The sequence below is a fragment of the Nocardioides sp. AN3 genome (assembly GCF_054653495.1).
Genome location: NZ_BAAIGC010000028.1, coordinates 49868 through 69038 on the forward strand (window position 1 = coordinate 49868; position 19171 = coordinate 69038).

Sequence of the window (19171 nt, forward strand, 5' to 3'; positions counted from 1 at the left end):
GTGCGATCGCGGGCATGCCGAGGGTGGGCGGAGTGTCAGCACCGTCGAAAGTCCCTCCTGCGCGCTCGGGCGACAGGGCCCCGCTGATCAGGACGCCCCATGACGAGCATGCGAAGCCTCATCAGAATCCTGCTGGCCGCCGTACTGGCCGTCTCGCTCTCTGTGGCGGTGAGGGGCGCGCCGGCGACGGCAGCCGTGCCCCTCGGCTGGTCCGGCCCGGTGCAGGTCGACCCGGTGCACTACAACCCCTCGGCGATCTCCTGTCCCACGTCGACGTTCTGTGCGATGGTCGACCAGAACGGCAACGCGTTCGTCCTCACCGGCTCCGGCTGGTCCGCGCCGACGCGCATCGACACCGACATCCTCGGGAACGCGATCCCGCTGAAGGACGTGTCCTGCACCTCGGCCTCGTTCTGCGTGACGGTCGACAACCAGGGGCGGGCGTTCATGTTCGACGGCACCCACTGGTCGGCGCCCGTCGACATCGACGGCACCAACACCCTGGACTCGGTGTCGTGCGCCTCGAGCACCTTCTGCATCGCTGCTGACCGCTTCGGCTACGTCATGACGTTCAACGGGTCCTCATGGGGATTGCCCGTGCTCACCGACCCCGGCAAGGCCGGCGGTGACCGACGGATCTCCTGCCCGTCCTCCACCTTCTGCGCGTTGTTGAGCTCCGGCGCGCTGCGCACCTTCAACGGCAGCACCTGGTCGGGAGCGACGGCCATGGGGCTCGGTCCGATCATCTATGGCCTGTCCTGCACCTCCAGCACCTTCTGCGTCGCCGAGGGGGCGAACGGCTTCAGCGGGCCAGGCGCCCAGATCTTCAACGGCTCCACGTGGACGACGCCGTCGGGCACCGGCGGGGGCACCGACGTCTCGTGCACGTCCTCGACGTTCTGCACCGTCATCAACGCCGGCGGGGTGTCGACGTACAACGGCTCGAGCTGGACCGCTCTCGCGCCCCTCGCCTCCGGCCTGGCGTCGGTGTCGTGCGCCTCCTCGACCTTCTGCACGACGGTCGGCCCCGCCAACCTGAGCATGATCGGCACGCGCACCGTGCAGGACACGGGGGCGGCCTACACCTTCAACGGATCCACCTGGTCCGCCCCCGTCCCCGCCGACCCCTTCGGCGGTGGGATGGGGTCGGTCTCCTGCCCGACGACATCGACCTGCGTGTCGGCGTTCACGGGCGTGGACGCGTCGGTCCTCCAGGATGGCACGTGGACCTACGACGTCTACGTCGACAACGCGAGCCTGGTCGTCAATGCGGGGCCGTCCATCTCCTGCCCGACGGCGACGTTCTGCGCGGCGGTCGACTTCGAGGGAGACATCGTGACCTGGAACGGGACGACCTGGTCCGCGCCGGTTCTCGTCTCCAACGGCCTCGACTCGGTCTCGTGCCCGACGACCACCTTCTGCGCCGCCGTGACCCAGAACGGCGATGTCGTGACCTACAACGGCGCCACCTGGACGCTGCCGACGAAGATCGACAACGCCTCCGGTCTCGGGTCGGTCTCCTGCCCCACGACGACCTTCTGCGCCGCGATCGACCAGAAGGTGAACGTGTTGCTCTTCAACGGCTCCTCCTGGACGACTCCGACCTCGCTCGCGCTCGGGGGTTGGCCCGGAGGCATCTCCTGCACCTCCTCGACGTTCTGTGCGGTGGTGTCCCAGACGGGCGCCGTCACCTTCAACGGGTCGAGCTGGACGGCTCCCACGACAGCGGAGAAGGGCATGGCGGTCTCGTGCACCGCTCCGACCTTCTGCCTGGCGGTGGGAGCCCAGAAGGCGTCCGTCTACAACGGGACGAGCTGGTCGTCGCCCACCACGGTGACGACGGCGCCCGCTGTCGCCCTCGACGCGGTCTCGTGTGCGACCGAGTCGTTCTGCACCGTGCTGACCAATGCCGGCTCGGCGTTCACCTACGGCGGCGTGGCCCCGCTTCCCGTGCGCACCGCCGGCCCGAGCCTGAGCGGGACATCACGGGTCGGGCACATCCTCACGTGTGCGGTGACCTACTCGGGAGCGTCCTCGGTGCGCTACGCCTGGACGCGGAACGGTGCGGCCATCGCGGGTGCCGCCGGCACGACGTACCGCCTCACGCTGCAGGACTACAAGACGCACATCGGCTGCACCACCCAGGCCGCCAACTCCACCGGGGGTACGACGTCGGTGGCCGCGAGCCCGACCGTGCTGGTCGGCATCGACACGATCGCCAACCGAGGCCTGCCGCAGATCGTCGGGACGGTCAAGGCACGCAAGACAGTGCGCGCGGCCCCCGGCTCGTGGACGCCGACCGCGTCGTCGTACTCCTACCAGTGGCTGCTGGCAGGCAAGCCGATCCGCGGTGCGACGCGGGCGACCTTCAAGATCCCGCGCAACTTCAAGCACCGTGCGCTCAGCGTGAGGGTGACCGCCCACCGCACCGGGTACGCCGCCGGGATCGCGACCTCCAAGGCGACCAGGGTGCGCTAGGCCTGCGGGGTCATATGTCCTGCGGGGTCAGGTGTCCGTTGAGCCCGGACCTGTGTCACCGGCGACCTCAGCTCCCGACTCCCCCGCCTCGGCGGTCTCCGGCGGACCCTCCGTGCGGGCCTCGGCCTCGTCGGTCGCGGACATGATGGCGATGATCTCGTCGCGATCGCGCGATGAGGGGTAGCCCCATTCCGGCTCGTAGCCGTAGACCTCGTCCAACAGCCGACCCTCGGAGAGGGTGTCGAGGATCTCGACCGTGCGTGGGCCGATCAGCGCTGGATGCTCCACGCCGGAGGCCTCGGAGACCTTGAGCAGGTCGCGCCGCAGCGTCTTGACGTAGTTCGCGACGCGGACCGCCTTCAGGGCCGGGTCGAGGCCGTGGGCGAGCCAGGGGTTCTGGGTCGCGACGCCGGTGGGGCACTCGCCCGTGTGGCACTTCTGCGCCTGGACGCAGCCGACCGCCAGCATCGCCTCTCGACCGACGTTGACCATGTCGGCACCGAGGGCGAAGGCGACGATGGCGTTGTCGGGCAGGCCGAGCTTCCCCGAACCGATGAAGGTGAGGCCCTCATGTAGGCCGCGTCGAGCGAACGTGGAGTACACGCGAGCGAATCCGAGCCGGAACGGCAGGGAGACCGCGTCAGTGAAGATCAGCGGCGAGGCGCCCGTGCCACCCTCACCACCGTCGATCGTCACGAAGTCAACGCCACGATCGCTGCTCGCCATCGCGTCAGCCAGGTCTTCCCAGAAGCCGAGATCGCCCACCGCGGACTTGATGCCGACCGGCAGGCCAGTCTCCTCGGCGAGCATCTCGACGAAGTCGAGCAGGGAGTCGACGTCGTCGAACTCCGAGTGCCGCGAGGGGCTCAGACAGTCGACACCCTCAGGCACGCCGCGCGTGCGAGCGATCTCGGCCGAGACCTTCGGCCCCGGAAGCACGCCACCGAGCCCGGGCTTGGCGCCCTGGCTGAGCTTGATCTCCAGCGCCTTGATGGGCGCCGAGTCGACCAGCTCCTTGAGTCGCGCCAGGCTGAACCTGCCGTCCTCGTCACGGCAGCCGAAGTACGCCGTACCGAGCTGGAACACCAGATCACCGCCGCTGCAGTGGTAGCGCGAGACCGCTCCCTCGCCGGTGTTGTGCAGACAGCCGGCCGCTGCCGCGCCGCGGTTGAGCGCCTCGATCGCGTTGCCGGAAAGAGATCCGAAGCTCATCCCCGAGATGTTGACCACCGACTCCGGCCGGAACGCCCGCCGTCGGCCGCGCGGTCCACCGAGCACCTTCGCCGACGGCAGGCGCGCCTCCTGACCGACCGCGCCGTGGGTCGGGTAGGCGCGACCGAAGGTCTTGTGATGGACGATGACGTTGCCCTCGGAGTGCTCCAGGTCGTTGTCGGTCCCGAAGCCGAAGTAGTTGTTCTGCAGCTTCGCCGACGCATACACCCAGCGACGCTGGTCGCGACTGAAGGGCCGCTCCTCGTCGTTGCCCGCGACGATGTACTGCCGGAGCTCCGGCCCGACGGCCTCCAGCATGAACCGCGCATGACCGATGACCGGGAAGTTCCGCAGGATCGCGTGCCGGCGCTGCACCAGATCATGCGCCGCGATCGCGCCCAACGCCGCCGACGGCAGGGCGGCCATCCACCTCTTCTTCATGCCGTCGCCGTACCCAGTGGACCGCGGACGCCTACATCGCCGGACGTCATGCGGACGGAGCAACCGCTTCCACGTTTCGCCTGACGTCCCCGGCGGACCGCGACGGCACTCTTCCGCACCGTGTCGCCACGTCGTACGGTCGCCGTACCTGGTCACGGCAGCACGGGGAGGTGGCGGTGATGAGCGACCGACGGGAAGACAAGGGCAAGCAGGGGAAGAAGGCGAAGAACGCGAAGAACGGCCAGCGGCCAGACCGGCTGCCCCGGGCTGCGTACGAGAAGGAGCTCCTGAGACTTCAGGCCGAGCTGGTGACGATGCAGGAGTGGGTGCGCGCCGAGCAGGCCCGGGTGGTGGTCATCTTCGAGGGCCGCGACGCCGCTGGCAAGGGAAGCACCATCAAGCGGGTGACCGAGTATCTCAACCCGCGGGTCGCGAGGATCGCCGCACTGCCGGCGCCGACGGAGCGCGAGAAGACGCAGTGGTACTTCCAGCGCTACATCGAGCACCTGCCCGCTGCGGGCGAGATCGTGCTCTTCGACCGCAGCTGGTACAACCGCGCCGGCGTCGAGCTGGTGATGGGCTTCTGCACGAAGCAGCAGTATCTGCGCTTCCTGCACCAGTGCCCCATCTTCGAGCGGCTGCTCGTCGAGGACGGCATCCTGCTGCGCAAGTACTGGTTCTCTGTGAGTGACATCGAGCAGGAGAACCGGTTCCGCAGCAGGCTGCACGACCCGATGCGGCGGTGGAAGCTCTCCTCGATGGACCTCGAGTCGATCTCCCGCTGGGAGGACTACTCGCGGGCGAAGGACGAGATGTTCGTGCACACCGACATTCCGGAGGCACCGTGGCACGTCGTCGAGAGCGAGGACAAGCGGAGCGCGCGGATCAACATGATCGCGCACCTGCTCTCCACGATCCCCTACCACGATGTGCAGCGACTGCCCCTCGAGCTGCCGCGGCGTCCGCCGTCCAAGGGCTACGAGCGGACGCCGCGGGAGATGCAGACCCAGGTGCCGGACCACGCGGCACGTCTCCGGCCCACGTAGCTCCGGAGAGACGACGGCTCACGCCTGAGACCTCAGCCAGGCGCGCCACCCGCCGTGCTCGGTGATGTCGCGGACAGGATCGGCGCCGTCGGCGCTGCAGATGAAGCCGGTCACCACTCGGCCGTCGGCGAGCTGAAGGGGACCGAGCCCGAGCGGCGCCGCGATCGTCCCGAGGAGTCCGCCCACCGCCTCGTCCGGCAGGGCCCACAGCTCCACCTCCAGACCCGGGCCCGCCGCGGCTCCGGGCACCCGCGTGACTCCTGGACGAGCCAGAGGGCCGTCGACGACGAACATCCGGTAGTCCGCCGCCGTGGTCGTCGTCTCGAGCAGGACGCCACCGCGAGCGACCAGATCGTGGTTGAGCGGCTGGCCTTGGAGATGGGCGCCCGCCACCGCGATGGTCGTCCACTCGCCCTCGACGGGCGCCAGGTCCTCCTCCCGCCACTGAGCGGCGACGCCCAGCACGAGCCGGTCACCTCCGGCCGGGGCCAGCAGCTGCACGCCGAACGGCAGCCCGTCCCCACGCACAGCACCGGGGATCGCGACGGCGCACAGGTCGAGCAGGTTCGTCATGTTCGTGAACCTCCCGAGCTCGCTGTTGGCGCCGATCGGATCCGCCGCGACCTCGGCCAGCGTCGGGTGGGTCGGCGTCACCGGCAGCAACAAGGTGTCGGCGGCGGCCCACACCTCTCTGGTCTGCCGGTCGAGCTCGGCGAGGCGGTGGAAGCCACGGAAGGCATCGACGGCGGTGCCGCCCCCACCTGTCACGATGGCGCGCACCGTGGGGTCGACGGCCGGGTGATCGTCGAGCACCTCGCCGAAGGCCAGCTGACGCTCGGCGACCCACGGGCCTTCATAGAGCAGCCGTGCCGCCTCCAGGAACGGCGCGACATCGACCTCGACGGTGCGGAAGCGCCGCGCTGCGTCGGCCTTCGTCGCCTCCCACGCCTGCTCGTGCACGGGGTCGAGGCCGAGGTCCCCGCGCGGCACGGCCACGACGGGTGCGGCAGGCAGCGGCCGCTGGGTCAGCTCCCTGCTGAACGGGTCCGACACGTCGTACGCCGCCATCGCCTCGAAGACCCGCGCGGCCAGCCCGACCGTGCGACTGAAGACGCTCACACAGTCCAGGGAGCGGCAGGCAGGCACCACGCCCGTCGTGGACACGAGCCCCCGCGACGGCTTCAGGCCGACGACGCCGTTGAAGGCCGCGGGCACCCGCCCGCTGCCGGCCGTGTCCGTGCCGAGGGCGAAGTCCACCTCACCCGAGGCGACGGCGACGGCGCTGCCGGAGCTCGACCCGCCGCTCACGTGGTCGGGTGAGAAGACGGAGTGGCAGGCGCCGTACGGCGACCGGGTGCCGACGAGGCCGGTGGCGTACTGGTCGAGGTTCGTCTTCCCCACCGGCGCCGCGCCCGCCTCGAGCAGACGCTGCACCGCCACGGCCGAGGTCGCCGCGGGCGTCGTGCGCCGCGGGTCGCCGGCCGTGGACGGCACGCCGACGAGGTCGATGTTGTCCTTGATCGCGAAGGTGAGCCCCGACAATCCACCGTCGCCTGTCACGAAGGCGGCGGCCTCCTCGAGCCCCCAGCGCGTGATGTAGGTCGGCTGGTCGGTCATGACACCCACCTCTCTCGCTCGGCGTCGAAGGCCGTGCGACGACGGCTCCGCACCGTCCTGATCTCGTCAGCCGCCTCCTCCTCGATGGCGCGGACCTCGGCGACCGAGAAGGTCGCCGGCCGCGTGACGAGGTCCTGGCGGCCCGCCTTGATCTCGGCCCGCCGTCGGGCGAGCTCGTCGGCGGAGACGGGCTCGAAGCGGATCCGGTCGAACTGCCGCAGCAGCCACGGCTGCGGGTCGCGGTCCGGCTGGTCGGTGAGCAGTCGCCACACCGGCACGGTGCGTCCGACCAGCTGGTAGCCGCCCGGCCCCTCCATGCCGTAGACGCAGAGATAGATTCCGCCGATGCCGACGGCGTTCTGAGGCGTCCATGTGCGCGCGGGGTTGTACTTCGTGGTGACGAGCCGGTCCCGGGGGTCGATCGGCACGGCGACCGGAGCGCCGAGATAGACGTCGCCGAGCCCGACGACGAGGTAGGTCGCCCGCTGGACGACGTCAAAGACCTCGTCACGCTCGTCGAGGTCGTTGACCCGCCGGATGAACTCCACGTTGTCCGGGCACCACGGGGCGTCCGGCCGCACGGACGTCGCATACCGACGCATCGCCTCGTGCGCCTCCGGGTGGTCGAAGGCGATGGGAAGCGTGACCTCACGCACCGGGAGGACGACGGTCGCGGGGTCGTCGAGGTCCGCCGCGAGCGCCGCGAGATGGTCGGCCAGGTCGGTCAGGGCGAGCCGGTCGTCGTCGACCGCCACCAGCAGCGAGCGGACCCCCTCGACGACCTCGGTGACGCCGACCGGCGCCGATGTCCGCAGCGCCTCGGCCAAGAGGTGGATCCAGACCCGGACGGTCAGGTCGAGCTCGGCGACCCCTGCCTCCACGAGCAGGTGCCGGTCCCCCGACCGCCTGATCGTGTACGCCGGTCCGGTGCCGCTCGCCCGAGCCTCGGCGAGCGGCAGCGGACGCTCGGAGGGCGCCGTTCGGTCGCCGATGTCCGGGCGCCTACGGCGTGCCGGAACAGCCGCACCGAAGCACGGCCGCAGCGCGTCGAGGGCGTCGCGCCGCACGGCGATCGCCTCCTCGGCCTCGGCCGGGCTCACCGGCACCAACTGGACCGCGTCGCCGGGACGCAGCTGTCCGAGGATCCACCGGTCGGCCCCGATGACGACGGCTGGGACGACGAAGCCGCCCAGCGACGGGCCGTCCTTCCCGACGATGACGGGCGTGTCGCCCGAGAGCATGATGCCGCCCACGGGATAGGCCGAGTCGTGCAGGTTGGAGGGATGCAGACCGGCTTCGCCGCCGTCGGGGCGCGACCAGCGCGGCGTCGGGCCGACGAGCCGGATCCCGGTCCTGTCGGCACGATGATCGACGCGCCACTGGGCCGTGAAGAGCTCCTCGACGCCGTCGTCGGTGAGGTAGTCGGGCGCGCCGTGCGGGCCCGGGATCACGCGCAGACTCCACTCGTGGCCGAGCGCCGGCAGCACGTCGGCCACCTCGACGGGGGCGAGGCAGTTCTGCTCGTCCCCGAGAGGGAGCACGTCCCCCTCCTGCAGCGGACGACCCTCCAGGCCCCCGAACCCGCCGAGGATGAAGGTGGCCCGGCTGCCCAGGACACGCGGCACGTCGATGCCGCCCCGGAGGGCGACGTAGCCACGCATGCCGGCTCCCGCGATCGGGCCGACGTCGAGCGTCTGGCCGGCCCGGACACGCCGTACCTCCCCCACCGGCACCGGATGGCCGTCAACGGAGGCCTCGTGGGCTCCGCCACCGAGGCACACCAGCCGGTCGGCGTCGAAGCGGAGCACCGGACCCCGGACGACGCATTCCAGCCCGGCCTCGAGGTGGGAGTTGCCGACGGCAGTGTTGACGAGCGTGAAGGTCAGCTCGTCGAACGCCCCCGAGGGCGGCACGCCGACCGACCAGTAGCCCCGCCGACCCTCGGCATCCTGGACCGTCGTCTGGATGCCGGGGTCGACGACGACGACCTTCGCCATCACGACCACCACCCGAGCAGCCGGACGGGCGTCGGATCCCAGCCGTTGCAGGGGTTGTTCAGCTGCGGGCAGTTCGACAGCAGCACCAGGAGGTCGCGCGAGGCCGTGAGCTCGACATACTTCCCCGGAGCTGACAGACCGTCGTCGAAGTGCAGGTCGCCGTCGGCAGAGACCGGCACGTTCATGAAGAAGTTGATGTTGGGGGCGAGCTCGCGCGGGCCGATTCCCGCCGCGGCACCATAGGCGAGGAACGTCTGCCGGCACGCGTGCTGGTGACGGGTGTGCTCGCCATACCGGATGACGTTGGACTCCTGCGCGCAGGCGCCGCCGATGGTGTCGTGGCGGCCGACGGTGTCCTCGGTGATGACCGCGAGCTCGTCCAGGCGCGTCGACAGCAGCCGCGAGCCGGTCGTCAGGAAGACGGCTCCCTGCTCCCGAATGGTGTCGAAGGCGGAGTAGGAGTTGCGGACGTCGGCCGCGTCGTAGAGGAGGGTGTCGGCAGCCTGGTTGCCGTGGAGGTCGACGATCCGCAGACGGCCGCCGGACGGCACGCGGACCAATGCGCCGTCGCCCGCCGAGACCTCGAGGTCGAGCGCGGTGGTGGAGGCGATCTCGGTGAGCGTCATGCCACCACCCGCCTGCTCATCTCCAGGGCCCGCGCGCTCTCGTCCCGCCAGAGCCACGAGGGATCAGTCGCCGGATCCACCTCGTCGGCCACGTCGACGCTCACCTGCACGTCGGCCGGGGAGTAGTCCCCCAGGTCCATGGGATGGGGCGCGGCCGAGAGCACCATCAGCAGGTCGTGCTCGATACGGAGGGTGACGCTGTCCCCCGCGACCGCGTGCCCGGGCACATACGCCATCGAGGCCCGCTCGTCGTCGTTGATGGCGACCTTGCTGAAGAGGTTGACCGGGGCGTGGAGGTCCCGCTCGTCCAGGCCGTGCTTGGTCAGCTCGCTGAGGAGGCCGGTCCGCGCGCTGCGGCGCCACCCGTTCCGGTCGAGGCCGTAGGAGGTGGGCCCGAAGCGGCTGAGGTGGACGTCGGCACCGAAGCCCCCCAGGCAGTCGTGCCAGTCGAGACTCGAGGCGACCACTGACGCGAGGGCGAGGCCACGATCCGACATGAGCACCATCGGCACGGCGATCCGCGCGGACATCTGCGCCTTGAGCGTGTCGGGGATGTTGAGCCGGTCGACGTGGTCGGCGCTGACGAGCAGCATGCTGCAGCTGGCGCGGTCGCCGAGCGCGGTCAGGGTGACGAGCCGGCCCGCTCGCATCGGGGCGGACCAGGCGGCGCCTCCGGTGATCGTGTGCGTGTAGAGGCTCATGCCGGCTCTCCCTCCACGAGGCCGAAGCCGCAAGCCCGCCGGTAGTGCGCGCGCTGGCTGCGGTAGGCGAAGTAGCCGATCCCGTAGGTGAGCACCAGGACGACGATCGGCAGGTAGTGCACAGCCCAACCCGCCCCCGCGGGGTCGTACACCTCCGCTCGAGGAAGACCCAGGTTGATGCACATCACCAGCTGGTAGACGACCGCGATCGCGTTGATCGCCATGCCCGCTCGGCCCAGGCTGAAGAGCGGCTTGCCGTTCTCGTCGAGGCCCGGCATCGGGAAGCTGCCGCGGAGGCGGGCGTTGAGGAGCGGGACGGTCACCATCAGGTAGGCGACGTAGAGCAGCATGATGCAGACGCTGGAGAGGGCCAGGAACAGGCTCGCGTTGCCGATGTTGACGACGAGGAACAGCGCCGCGCCGATGCCGGGAATCACGGTGGCCAGCAGCGGGGTGCCGTAGCGCGGTGAGACCCGCGCCAGCTGGCTCGAGCCCGGCAGCACGTGGTCGCGCGCCATCGAGAAGATCATCCGAGCGGCCGCGGTCTGGATCGCCAGCGTGCACACGCTGACGGCGAAGGCGACGTCGATGAGCAGGAGCTTGCCCCAGAAGGTGCCCAGCTGGGTGGTCAGGACGTAGGGCAGTCCGAGCAGGCCGAGCTTGCCGTCGGTGAGGCTGGGCGCCGCCATCAGGGCCGCCACGATGACGAAGGCGCCGCCGACGCCGGAGAGCACCACGGCGCGGATGATCGTGCGCGGCGTCGTGGCGCGCGGGCTGTGCGTCTCCTCGGCGAGCTCGCCCGCACTGTCGAAGCCGACGAGGACGTACGCCGCCATCAGGGAGGAGACCAGCAGCGGGATCGCGTAGCCGGTCGAGCCGTTGAGCCCGGTGTGGTGGAGGACCACCGACGGTCCCCGCTCGTGGTGCTGGAGAAGGAGGATGACGAGCAGGACGATGCCGATCAGCTCACAGGTGACGCCGATGCTGGTGACGACCGCCGTGATGCGCACCGACAGGGCGTTGATCAAGGTCGTGATGGCCAGCAGGATCACGCCGAGGACGACGGCGTTCGCGGCGCCGTCCTTGCTGCTCACCGCGGTCTCGGAGCCGACGAGTTGGAAGCCGTTCCACACCGTGGGAAGCACGACCTGGAGGGCGACCGCTGCGGCGGCGAGAGTGATGATCTGGGCGATGACCATCGTCCAGCCGGCGAACCAGCCGGTGGTCGCCCCGCCGAGCCGACGCGACCATTGGAAGATCGCGCCGGAGATGGGGTAGCGCGCCGCGAGCTCGGCGAAGCAGAGCGCCACGAGCAGCTGACCGGCGAAGACGACGGGCCATGTCCAGAAGAACGCGGTGCCGCCGAAGGCGTAGCCGAGTCCGAAGAGCTGGAACACGGTCGTCATGATCGAGACGAACGAGAAGCCGGCCGCGAAGGACGCATAGGGACCGACGCGGCGGGTGAGCTGAGGGGTGTAGCCGAAGGTGGACAGGTCAGCGGCGCTGGCGTTGTCGTGGCGTCCGGACATCGAGCCTCCCAATGGGGCGGCCCGAGCGCACGGCGACCCGGGCCTGTCGGCCTCCCGGGCTTTTGTCCCGCCGTGGAGCGTGACGTCGCCTTCGTCGCCTCGCCTGCCCCTCTCGGACCAGACCTGCACGCGGCAGCGGAACCCTAGGAGCGCCCCGCCTCCTGGACGGGTCGGGACCATCACAGCGACGTCGGGTTTCGTCGAGCGTCGCCGCATGTAACGACTAGGTGAACCCGTCGACCCGACGCGACTCCAGCGACTCGAGCAGCGCACGGTCCTCCGCCGAGAGCCACGTCTCCTCGAGCAGACTCCCTCCAGCCGATTTCAGCAGCGCCGTCAGCGGTCCGGCCCAGAGGTGCTCGATGAGCGCCACGACGGCCACGCCGCTCTCCGGCACGATGTCTGCCAGCGACCAGTTCGTGCCCGCGCTGTCGCCGGCGCGGTCGCTGTCGCCGGCTCCGCCAAGGAGGTCAGCAGTCAGCTGGCCGAGTCCGTCGAGCAGGTCCTCGAGCAGCTCCTCGACCGTCTCCAGCGAGCCGTCGTCGGTGCGTCGCACGACGAGCAGGTCGACGAGCCGCACGACGCCGGCCTCCCCCAGCCGCGCCAGCTCGGCGAGCACCGACCCGTCGAAGCGCGGCTTCTCGAAGCCGAGCACGAGCACCTGCACCGGCCCGGCGCTCATGGCCGGACCCGCGCCGAGATCGCTGCGAACTCCTCATCGGTGATGACGCCCTTGTCGCGCATCTTCCGCAGCTGCCGCACGATCTTCGGTTCCTTCGGCGGCGCCGGGGTCCGGCTCATCGTGGGGAGGGCGAGCGACGGAGGAAGAGGCTCGTTCGGATGCTCGAGGGAGTAGATGTGCGCCGGTGTCAGCCGGCCGCCGTAGTACGGCACCTGCCCCGTCATCCCCGCTCGCTGCAGCTGCCTGGGCACCAGGATCATCGTCGACCTCCTTGACTCCGGGGAGGCTACGAGCGGGGCGGAGGCGGCAGATCACGAGAATCCGGTGGTCTTGGACCTCACCGCCAGGGCGTCACCAGCTCAGTCAGCTTCGGCGTGAGCGCCATCATCAGCAGCGGTCCGAACGTGACACGCTGGACTCCGGCATCCTTCAGCTCCTCGAACGAGCCCGAGAGCGACCCCTCGACGGGGTGGGCGGTGACGTTCACCGGTCCGGACAGCTCGGCGAGGATGACCCGCAGCGTGGCGTTGTCGGGCACCCGCACGGGGTAGACGCACCGCGCACCGGCCTCCTCGCAGGCGCGGAGGCGGCGTACCGCCTCGGCGACCGGGTCGTCGAAGGTCGCGTGCTTGCCGAGGAACGCGTCCGTGCGGGCGTTGATGACGAGCTCGACGCCCGCGGCGTCGGCCGCACGGCGGATCTCGCCGATGTAGTCGGCGTGCTCCTGCACGTCGCGCAGCCGGCCCTGGCTGTGCACGGTGTCCTCGACGTTGATGCCGACCGCGCCGGCCTCGAGGACCCGCTCGACCAGCTCGGCCGCGGGGGTGTCATAGCCGGACTCCACGTCGGCGGTCACCGGCACATCGACCGCGGCCGTGATCCGCCGGATCCCGTCCAGGGCGTCGTCGAGGGTCATCCCCTCGTTGTCCTCCTGGCCCCGCGAGTCCGCCAGCGGGTGGCTGCCGACGCTCAGCGCCGGGAAGCCGGCCGCGACCACGGTCCGTGCCGACCACGCGTCCCAGACGGTCGGGAGCACGAGGGTCTCGCCGGTGTGGTGCAGTCGGAGGAGCTCGCTTGCGTTCTGGTTCACGTCGGTCATGACGGCAGCATGTCAGTCGCGCCCTGATCTCGCAGCCAACGCTCGCGCCGGCGTTGCGAGGCGCGCGAGAGCCAGGCCTCCTGCACGACCTCGGCGAGCTCGTCGTACGTGATCTCGCCGACCCTGCTCCCCCGCAGCAGCACCGACGGGTGGCCATCGAAGTGCGGCGTGGTGAAGAACGGCGACGACGCGTCCTGCACCATGGCGAGCTTGTCCCCCTCGTCGGCGACCCAGAAGACGATGACGTCGTCGTATCGCTCCCCCGTCTCCGGGTCGACCGCATCCGGGCGGGGGTTGCGGAAGAAGACGAACGACTTCCCGCCCACCTGGTAGACCGGCCTGCCCTGCGTGCCGGGGTAGATCGTCACATGCGGCATCGACTGCGCCAGCTCGTGGACGTCCTCGAGACGCGCACGCCGGGGCCGCTTCGTCGCCACGCGCCGATCCTCTGTGCTTTCTCCTCGCCACGCAAACAGTGCGGCGTGGGTGGGGGGAGATCGCGACGTACGCTCGCGACATGGCGCTCCTCGAGCACGTGCGGACCAGCGTGGGAGCCGCGATCTTCGAGCGGGTGGCCGGCCCCGACGGCGATGAGCATCGCCAGCGGATCCACGACCGGCCGGGGCCGCGGTGGTTCGTGGCCGGCAGCCCCATCACGCGGGTGCACGGCGACGCGTCGATGTTCATCGGCGGCATGCGAGCGCTGCTGCTGCAGTCCCTGCACCCGGCGGCGATGCGGGGCGTCTCGGAGCACAGCGGCTACCGCGGCGACATGTGGGGCCGCCTGGCGCGGACCAGCCGTTTCATCGCCGTGACGACCTTCGGGCACGCCGAGGACGCCGAGGCAGCCGTCGCGCTCGTGCGGCGCATCCATGAGCACGTCAACGGGACCATGCCGGACGGCACGCCGTACACGGCCACCGACCCACACCTGCTCGCCTGGGTTCATGCCGCGGAGATCGACAGCTTCCTGGTGGCGCACCAGACGTACGGCGCCCACCCGCTGGACGCGGCCGAGCGCGATGAGTACGTCGCTCAGACCGCCGAGGTCGCCCGTCGACTGGGCGTCGTCGACCCCCCGACGACCGAGGCCGAGCTGCAGGCCCTCCTGGCGTCGTACCGTCCCGAGCTCCACGCCACCCCCGAAGCCCGCGAGGCGGTCGGCTACCTGCTGTGGAGGCCGCCGCTGCCCACGGCCGCGCGTCTGCCGTACGGCGTCCTCGTCGCCGCCGCCATCGGCCTGATGCCTCGCTGGTCGCGCCGGCCGCTGCGGCTCCCGTCGCTGCCGGTCACCGAGCGGACCGTCGTGCGCGCGCTCGGATCGCTGGCGACCGGGACGATCCGCTGGGCCATGGCAACGCCGCCCCGATCCTCCTCGCCCGACTGAAACGCCTGCGGCGCCGCTGGCTCGCGGCTAGCCTCCCGCTGGAGGGGAGGTAAAGAGATGCGACGGATCGCGCGGGTCCTGAGCAGCATCGTTGCGACGCTGCTGGCCGTGCCGTTGCTGACCGTGCCGCTGCTGGGTGCGACGCCCGCGAACGCCGATGCCGTGACGGATCCGCCGCTGGAGCTCGGCATGCACACGATCGACATCGACGGGACGCCCACGCCGGTGGCGTTCATGAACGCGGCCTTCGGGTCGCACTACCTCTATCTGACGGCGATCGCCACCACGTCCGGGGCCGGCACGTCCGCCGAGCGCTTCCTGACGGCCTTCGACATGCTCACCGGGGAGTACGTGCAGGACTGGCCGCTCCCCGCAACGACCAGCCCCACCACGCACCTGCTCCCCGACGGCGACGACACCGTGTGGGTCGCCGGGATGACCGTCGGGACGGAGGTCTTCGAAGTCGGCCAGCCGACGCCGCTGGCCGACTGGCCCGACACGGTGGATGCTGCGGTCGTCGGCCACCGCGCGTACCTCCTCGGCGGCAGGGGCTCGTCGTCGCTCACGGTCGTCGACGACGACCCGTCTGACGGGGCCTCATATCTCCAACCCACCGGTCAGACGGTGTCGGCGGACGCAGACGTCCTCCTGGCCGGCGGCAGTCACCTCTTCCTCCTCGGCAACGGCCTCTCGGTGATGAATGCGGACCCTGACTCCTCCGCCTACCTGACCGTCACCGACACCGTCGCGGACGACGCCCTCCGGGGCGCGGCCTCCGCCGACGGGAGTCGCGTGGTGATGTGGCATCCGGATGGCGGCACAGGCCGCGTGTACGACGTGAGCGACGGCACCCTGACGCCGGACGGGACGGTGGGCGACTGCACCAGCGGCTGCGGCGCCACGGTGTTTGCGGTCGACGGCGTTCGGGGCGTCGCCTATGGCATGACGGCGTCGGACTACGAGCACGTGCAGGTCTACGACCTCGAGACCAGCTCGCACCCGAAGGTCGCGACCATCGACTCCTTCGTCGGCGCCGAGTCCCAGAATCTGAGCGCCAGCGCCGACGGCACGAAGGTCACGACGTCGGGACTGCACCCGAAGGTCCTGACACTGAAGGGCTACGCCGCCGACCCGGTCATCAGCGGCCCGACCGTCGCCGTGCCGGGGGACACGGTGTCGGTCGACGTCGGCTACTGGTCGACCGCGCCGACGTGGCAGTGGCTCCGCGACGGTGAGCCGATCCTGGGCACGACCGGCGCGACGTCGTACTCCCTGACCATCGACGACGTCGGCGCGACCCTCACCGTCTCGGCCACGGCAGCGGGTGTCGGCACCCGCACGTCTGCCGCATTTGCCGTCCCCCGACCGCCGTCGATCGTGGCGGCGGTCAGTGGACGCAAGGGCCGCAACGGCTGGTACGCCGGCCCCGCAACCGTGTCCTTCACGTGCACCCCTGGCACCGCCCCCATCGTTCTCTGCCCGGCGTCGGTGACGCTGCCCGACGGGACCGCCCAGCAGGCGGCCGGCACGGTCACGGACGAGAACGGGCTGACCGCCACCACGTCGGTCACGGGCATCGATGTCGACACGCTCCCACCTCGGGCCGAGCTGAGCGTTCGCGACGGGACGACGTACCTCCTCAGGCTGCCGCTGCTGGGCTGTCACGTTCAGGACGCTCATCCGGCCGGCTGCGAGGTCCACCGCTCGGGCCGCGGGGTCAACCGAACCGTGACCGGTGTCGGCCGCGACCTGGCCGGCAACTCAGCGGTCACGATGGCACATGTGCACGTGTGCCGCATCTGTGTGCTGGGCGCTCGGTATGCCCGCGGCTCGTGGGTCGTCGACCTCGGCTCCGTCCACACCGTGGAGATCGTGTCCGCTCGGCGTCCCCGGCTCGTCGGGGCCGGTCGCGTCGTGCCGATGCACGCCGCGGGCACGGCGTACGGCTCGCGGACCTGGTATCTGGGGGTCCGGATGCCGCGGGAAGCCGGGCGCCGGACGATCACGTTCCACGCGACCGGCAGGACGTGGCGGGTCCCGCTGAGGATCCGCTGAGGCCGGTGGCTGGGTCAGTCGCCCGGCCACTCCCCCGTCCATCGCTCGAACAGTCGGGCGCCGCCACGGTTGATGAGCGCCCGCACGACCGAGAAGATCGCGCCCTGCACGAGCGCGGCGACGAGGATCTTGGGGAGCCGATACTCCGACTGCAGCGGCTTCGGCGGGTCGTCGGAGCTGTCAGGGTCGACCCGCTTCCACACCTGCTGGAAGATCTGGCCGGCGATGAGCCCGCCGACCAGGCTCGCCACCAGTCCCCACGGGCGGTAGAGGATCTTGGCCGACTTGCTCGGCTGCTTCTCCGCCCTCATCGGTTGCCCCGCCGCCACTGGATCACGACGACCACCATCATCGCGACGAGCACACCGGACGCGACGCCGTACAACGGCCGCCGTGGCCTGCCGCTCGCGTCGGTCGCCGCGTTCCCGAGCCGGTGCAGCTGGTCGGCCGCCTGGTGCTTGGCCTGGTCGATCTTGTCGTGGGCGCGCGCCTTCACGTCGAGCTTGGCGGCGAGCTCGTCGACGGTCTCGGCGAGGTCCTCCCGGGTGCGTTCGATCTCCGCCTGCAGCTGCTCGGTGCCCGGGGGCATGCCGTTGGTCCCGTTGTCGCTCATGAGATCTCCTCGGTCAGTTCTCGCGGGCGTGGCGCACGGCGTCCACGTCCTGCTTGACGTTGTCGAGGGCCTGCGTCGGCACCATGGGGGCCGCGTCGCTCACGCGCTTCTTGCCCACCAGCGCGACGATGCCGGCGACCGCCAGCAGGACGACCCCGATGATCACAGCGGAGAGCCACGGCTCCACCGCGAGCGCGAGGGCGATCACCGCCGCGGCGATCAGGACGCCCACGCCGTAGAACGCGAGCATCCCTGCGACGCCGAACATCCCCGCCCCGATGCCGGCGCGCTTGGCCTTGCCTGACATCTCGGCCTGCGCGAGGCGCAGCTCGTCGCGGATCAGCACGGAGATGTCCTTCGAAAGACGCGACACCAGCTCACCGGCCGACTGGTCGCCGGTGCCGGGCGTGCCGTAGGACTGAGTCATCCCCACCTCCTGGGTCGGCTCACGCTGTGAGCATGGATGCTCAGTCGGTGCCCATCAGCGGCGTGGGAATGCGTGCTGACTGCCTTTCAAGATCCGCGTACGACGCGCAGCAGCTCCTCGCCGCTCGTCACCAGCACCACGTCGCGCGCCAGGTCGTCTGGCAGGTGAGCCCGTTGGGCGTCGTCGGTGAGACAGGTAGGCCCGTCCGACGGCATGATCACCCAGCCCGCGGCCCGCGCGCCCTCCACGAGCAGCTGCCACGGCTGCACGCCGACGACATGGGTCACCATCATGTCGTCATCGCGGAGGTAGACGTCGGCTGAGCCATCGCCGAACTCCACGAACGCGAAGGACCGCTCCCGGTCCTCCCTCGTCACGAACGGCTCGAGCATCCGGCGCATGATGTCTCCGCCGCCCGGCACGGCGCTCCCGTCGTGGAAGCGCTGGAAGAAGATGTCGAAGGACACGCAGACACCGTCGCACACCCTACGCTGTGACGCGGCGTCATCTGTCGGGCGCGTTGCCGACGCCGAGCGGGCGCAGATGCCCACGGCGTGCCGTCGCGTACGCCGAGCGGACGCAGATGCCCACAGCGTGCCGTCGCGTACGCCGAGCGGACGCAGATGCCCACAGCGTCCCGTCGCGTACGCCGAGCGGACGCAGATGCCCACGGCGTGCCGGAAAGCCCGGAAGGGCCGATTGTCGGCCCTCGACGCTAGGCTCTCGAGACGTTTCTGCCGGCCGCTCGCGCTGTCGGAGATGACCATCGGCGGCTTGTTCCACAGGCGATCAGGCGGCACAACAGATTGTCGGTGGCGTCTGATTGGCTGGTTTCATGTCGATCTCGGAACCGCTTGCTCCGCCGCCAGACGGCGACCGCGATGCCGACCGCGCCCAGGACCCGGATCGCGTACCCGACCATGACAAGGCCGCCGACGACGCCGAGGCCGCTGCGGGCGCTGAGGCCGCTGCGGGCGCTGAGGCCGATGAGGCCGCTGAGGACCGTTCCCCTCTGCCGGCCGAGGAGGACTGGCCTCTCCCGCGTGACGAGGATGTGCCGCCGCTCGAGGATGAGTGTCCACCCCCGCCCGATGACGAAGGCCCGCCACCGCAGGACGGTGGGTCGTGGGACTCCAGTGGGGAGTTGTTGGAGGCCTTCACCGCCGCGCAACGCCGCGAGGCCCGCGAACAGGTCCGCAAGATCCAAGTCGCGGTCGACTACTGCGCCTTCAACTCCCCCGACTCCCGCCATCCCGCCGCC

19 protein-coding genes and 1 riboswitch are annotated in these 19171 nt (G+C 70.6%); of the genes, 5 read left to right on the forward strand and 14 right to left on the reverse strand.

The features are described from left to right. The first annotated feature begins 99 nt into the window (after positions 1–99). Positions 100–2478 (forward strand): hypothetical protein, encoded by a 2379-nt coding sequence (locus ACYQ1K_RS22465; RefSeq protein WP_459985551.1) that lies wholly within the window; start codon positions 100–102, stop codon positions 2476–2478. Positions 2479–2505: 27 nt separating this feature from the next. Here ACYQ1K_RS22465 and ACYQ1K_RS22470 read toward each other — a convergent pair whose 3' ends face one another. Continuing rightward, positions 2506–4131, reverse strand: coding sequence for an FMN-binding glutamate synthase family protein (locus ACYQ1K_RS22470; protein WP_459985552.1), 1626 nt, complete (start codon positions 4129–4131; stop codon positions 2506–2508). A gap of 179 nt (positions 4132–4310) precedes the next feature. Between ACYQ1K_RS22470 and ppk2 the strand changes: the two genes are divergently transcribed. Continuing rightward, entirely contained in the window at positions 4311–5177 is an 867-nt protein-coding gene (gene ppk2, locus ACYQ1K_RS22475) for a polyphosphate kinase 2 (protein ID WP_459985553.1), read from the forward strand. Between the two features lie 18 nt (positions 5178–5195). On the opposite strand, the gene atzF is transcribed toward ppk2, so the two are convergent. From atzF to ACYQ1K_RS22520, 9 genes are all read right to left on the reverse strand, one after another. Continuing rightward, positions 5196–6794, reverse strand: coding sequence for an allophanate hydrolase (gene atzF, locus ACYQ1K_RS22480; protein ID WP_459985554.1), 1599 nt, complete (start codon positions 6792–6794; stop codon positions 5196–5198). Then, positions 6791–8791 (reverse strand): 5-oxoprolinase/urea amidolyase family protein, encoded by a 2001-nt coding sequence (locus ACYQ1K_RS22485; protein ID WP_459985555.1) that lies wholly within the window; start codon positions 8789–8791, stop codon positions 6791–6793. Before ACYQ1K_RS22485 ends, atzF begins: the two co-directional genes overlap by 4 nt. After that, entirely contained in the window at positions 8791–9417 is a 627-nt protein-coding gene (locus ACYQ1K_RS22490; RefSeq protein WP_459985556.1) for a DUF1989 domain-containing protein, read from the reverse strand. The genes ACYQ1K_RS22485 and ACYQ1K_RS22490 overlap by 1 nt, the downstream gene beginning before the upstream one ends. After that, entirely contained in the window at positions 9414–10118 is a 705-nt protein-coding gene (locus ACYQ1K_RS22495; protein ID WP_459985557.1) for a DUF1989 domain-containing protein, read from the reverse strand. The genes ACYQ1K_RS22490 and ACYQ1K_RS22495 overlap by 4 nt, the downstream gene beginning before the upstream one ends. Then, positions 10115–11647 (reverse strand): APC family permease, encoded by a 1533-nt coding sequence (locus tag ACYQ1K_RS22500; protein WP_459985559.1) that lies wholly within the window; start codon positions 11645–11647, stop codon positions 10115–10117. The genes ACYQ1K_RS22495 and ACYQ1K_RS22500 overlap by 4 nt, the downstream gene beginning before the upstream one ends. A gap of 49 nt (positions 11648–11696) precedes the next feature. Continuing rightward, positions 11697–11805, reverse strand: a riboswitch (guanidine-I (ykkC/yxkD leader). Between the two features lie 65 nt (positions 11806–11870). After that, complete coding sequence (locus ACYQ1K_RS22505; RefSeq protein ID WP_459985560.1) at positions 11871–12329, reverse strand: DUF6325 family protein; 459 nt, start codon at positions 12327–12329, stop codon at positions 11871–11873. Next, complete coding sequence (locus ACYQ1K_RS22510) at positions 12326–12589, reverse strand: SHOCT domain-containing protein (RefSeq protein WP_459985561.1); 264 nt, start codon at positions 12587–12589, stop codon at positions 12326–12328. Before ACYQ1K_RS22510 ends, ACYQ1K_RS22505 begins: the two co-directional genes overlap by 4 nt. A 77-nt stretch (positions 12590–12666) precedes the next feature. Continuing rightward, positions 12667–13428 carry an isocitrate lyase/PEP mutase family protein gene (locus ACYQ1K_RS22515; protein ID WP_459985562.1) on the reverse strand — a complete coding sequence of 254 codons (762 nt, stop codon included), beginning with the start codon at positions 13426–13428 and terminating at the stop codon, positions 12667–12669. Then, positions 13425–13865: an MmcQ/YjbR family DNA-binding protein gene (locus ACYQ1K_RS22520; protein WP_459985563.1), complete on the reverse strand. Its 441-nt coding sequence runs from the start codon at positions 13863–13865 to the stop codon at positions 13425–13427. The genes ACYQ1K_RS22515 and ACYQ1K_RS22520 overlap by 4 nt, the downstream gene beginning before the upstream one ends. 80 nt (positions 13866–13945) lie before the next feature. Between ACYQ1K_RS22520 and ACYQ1K_RS22525 the strand changes: the two genes are divergently transcribed. After that, a complete protein-coding gene (locus ACYQ1K_RS22525) occupies positions 13946–14815 on the forward strand; it encodes an oxygenase MpaB family protein (RefSeq protein ID WP_459985564.1) in 870 nt (289 codons plus the stop codon). A 57-nt stretch (positions 14816–14872) separates the two neighbouring features. Continuing rightward, positions 14873–16870: a hypothetical protein gene (locus ACYQ1K_RS22530; RefSeq protein ID WP_459985565.1), complete on the forward strand. Its 1998-nt coding sequence runs from the start codon at positions 14873–14875 to the stop codon at positions 16868–16870. 14 nt (positions 16871–16884) lie between these two features. Here the strand turns inward: ACYQ1K_RS22530 and ACYQ1K_RS22535 are convergent, their stop codons facing one another. From ACYQ1K_RS22535 to ACYQ1K_RS22550, 4 genes are all read right to left on the reverse strand, one after another. Continuing rightward, entirely contained in the window at positions 16885–17181 is a 297-nt protein-coding gene (locus ACYQ1K_RS22535) for a DUF4235 domain-containing protein (protein ID WP_459985566.1), read from the reverse strand. Beyond that, positions 17178–17483, reverse strand: coding sequence for a DUF3618 domain-containing protein (locus ACYQ1K_RS22540; protein WP_459985567.1), 306 nt, complete (start codon positions 17481–17483; stop codon positions 17178–17180). The genes ACYQ1K_RS22535 and ACYQ1K_RS22540 overlap by 4 nt, the downstream gene beginning before the upstream one ends. A 13-nt stretch (positions 17484–17496) precedes the next feature. Then, positions 17497–17910 carry a phage holin family protein gene (locus ACYQ1K_RS22545; protein WP_459985568.1) on the reverse strand — a complete coding sequence of 138 codons (414 nt, stop codon included), beginning with the start codon at positions 17908–17910 and terminating at the stop codon, positions 17497–17499. An 86-nt stretch (positions 17911–17996) separates the two neighbouring features. Further along, positions 17997–18377: a hypothetical protein gene (locus ACYQ1K_RS22550; protein ID WP_459985569.1), complete on the reverse strand. Its 381-nt coding sequence runs from the start codon at positions 18375–18377 to the stop codon at positions 17997–17999. Positions 18378–18745: 368 nt separating this feature from the next. Here ACYQ1K_RS22550 and ACYQ1K_RS22555 point away from each other — a divergent pair. Further along, positions 18746–19171: hypothetical protein (locus ACYQ1K_RS22555; protein WP_459985572.1), on the forward strand; the 426-nt coding region annotated here is incomplete at its 3' end.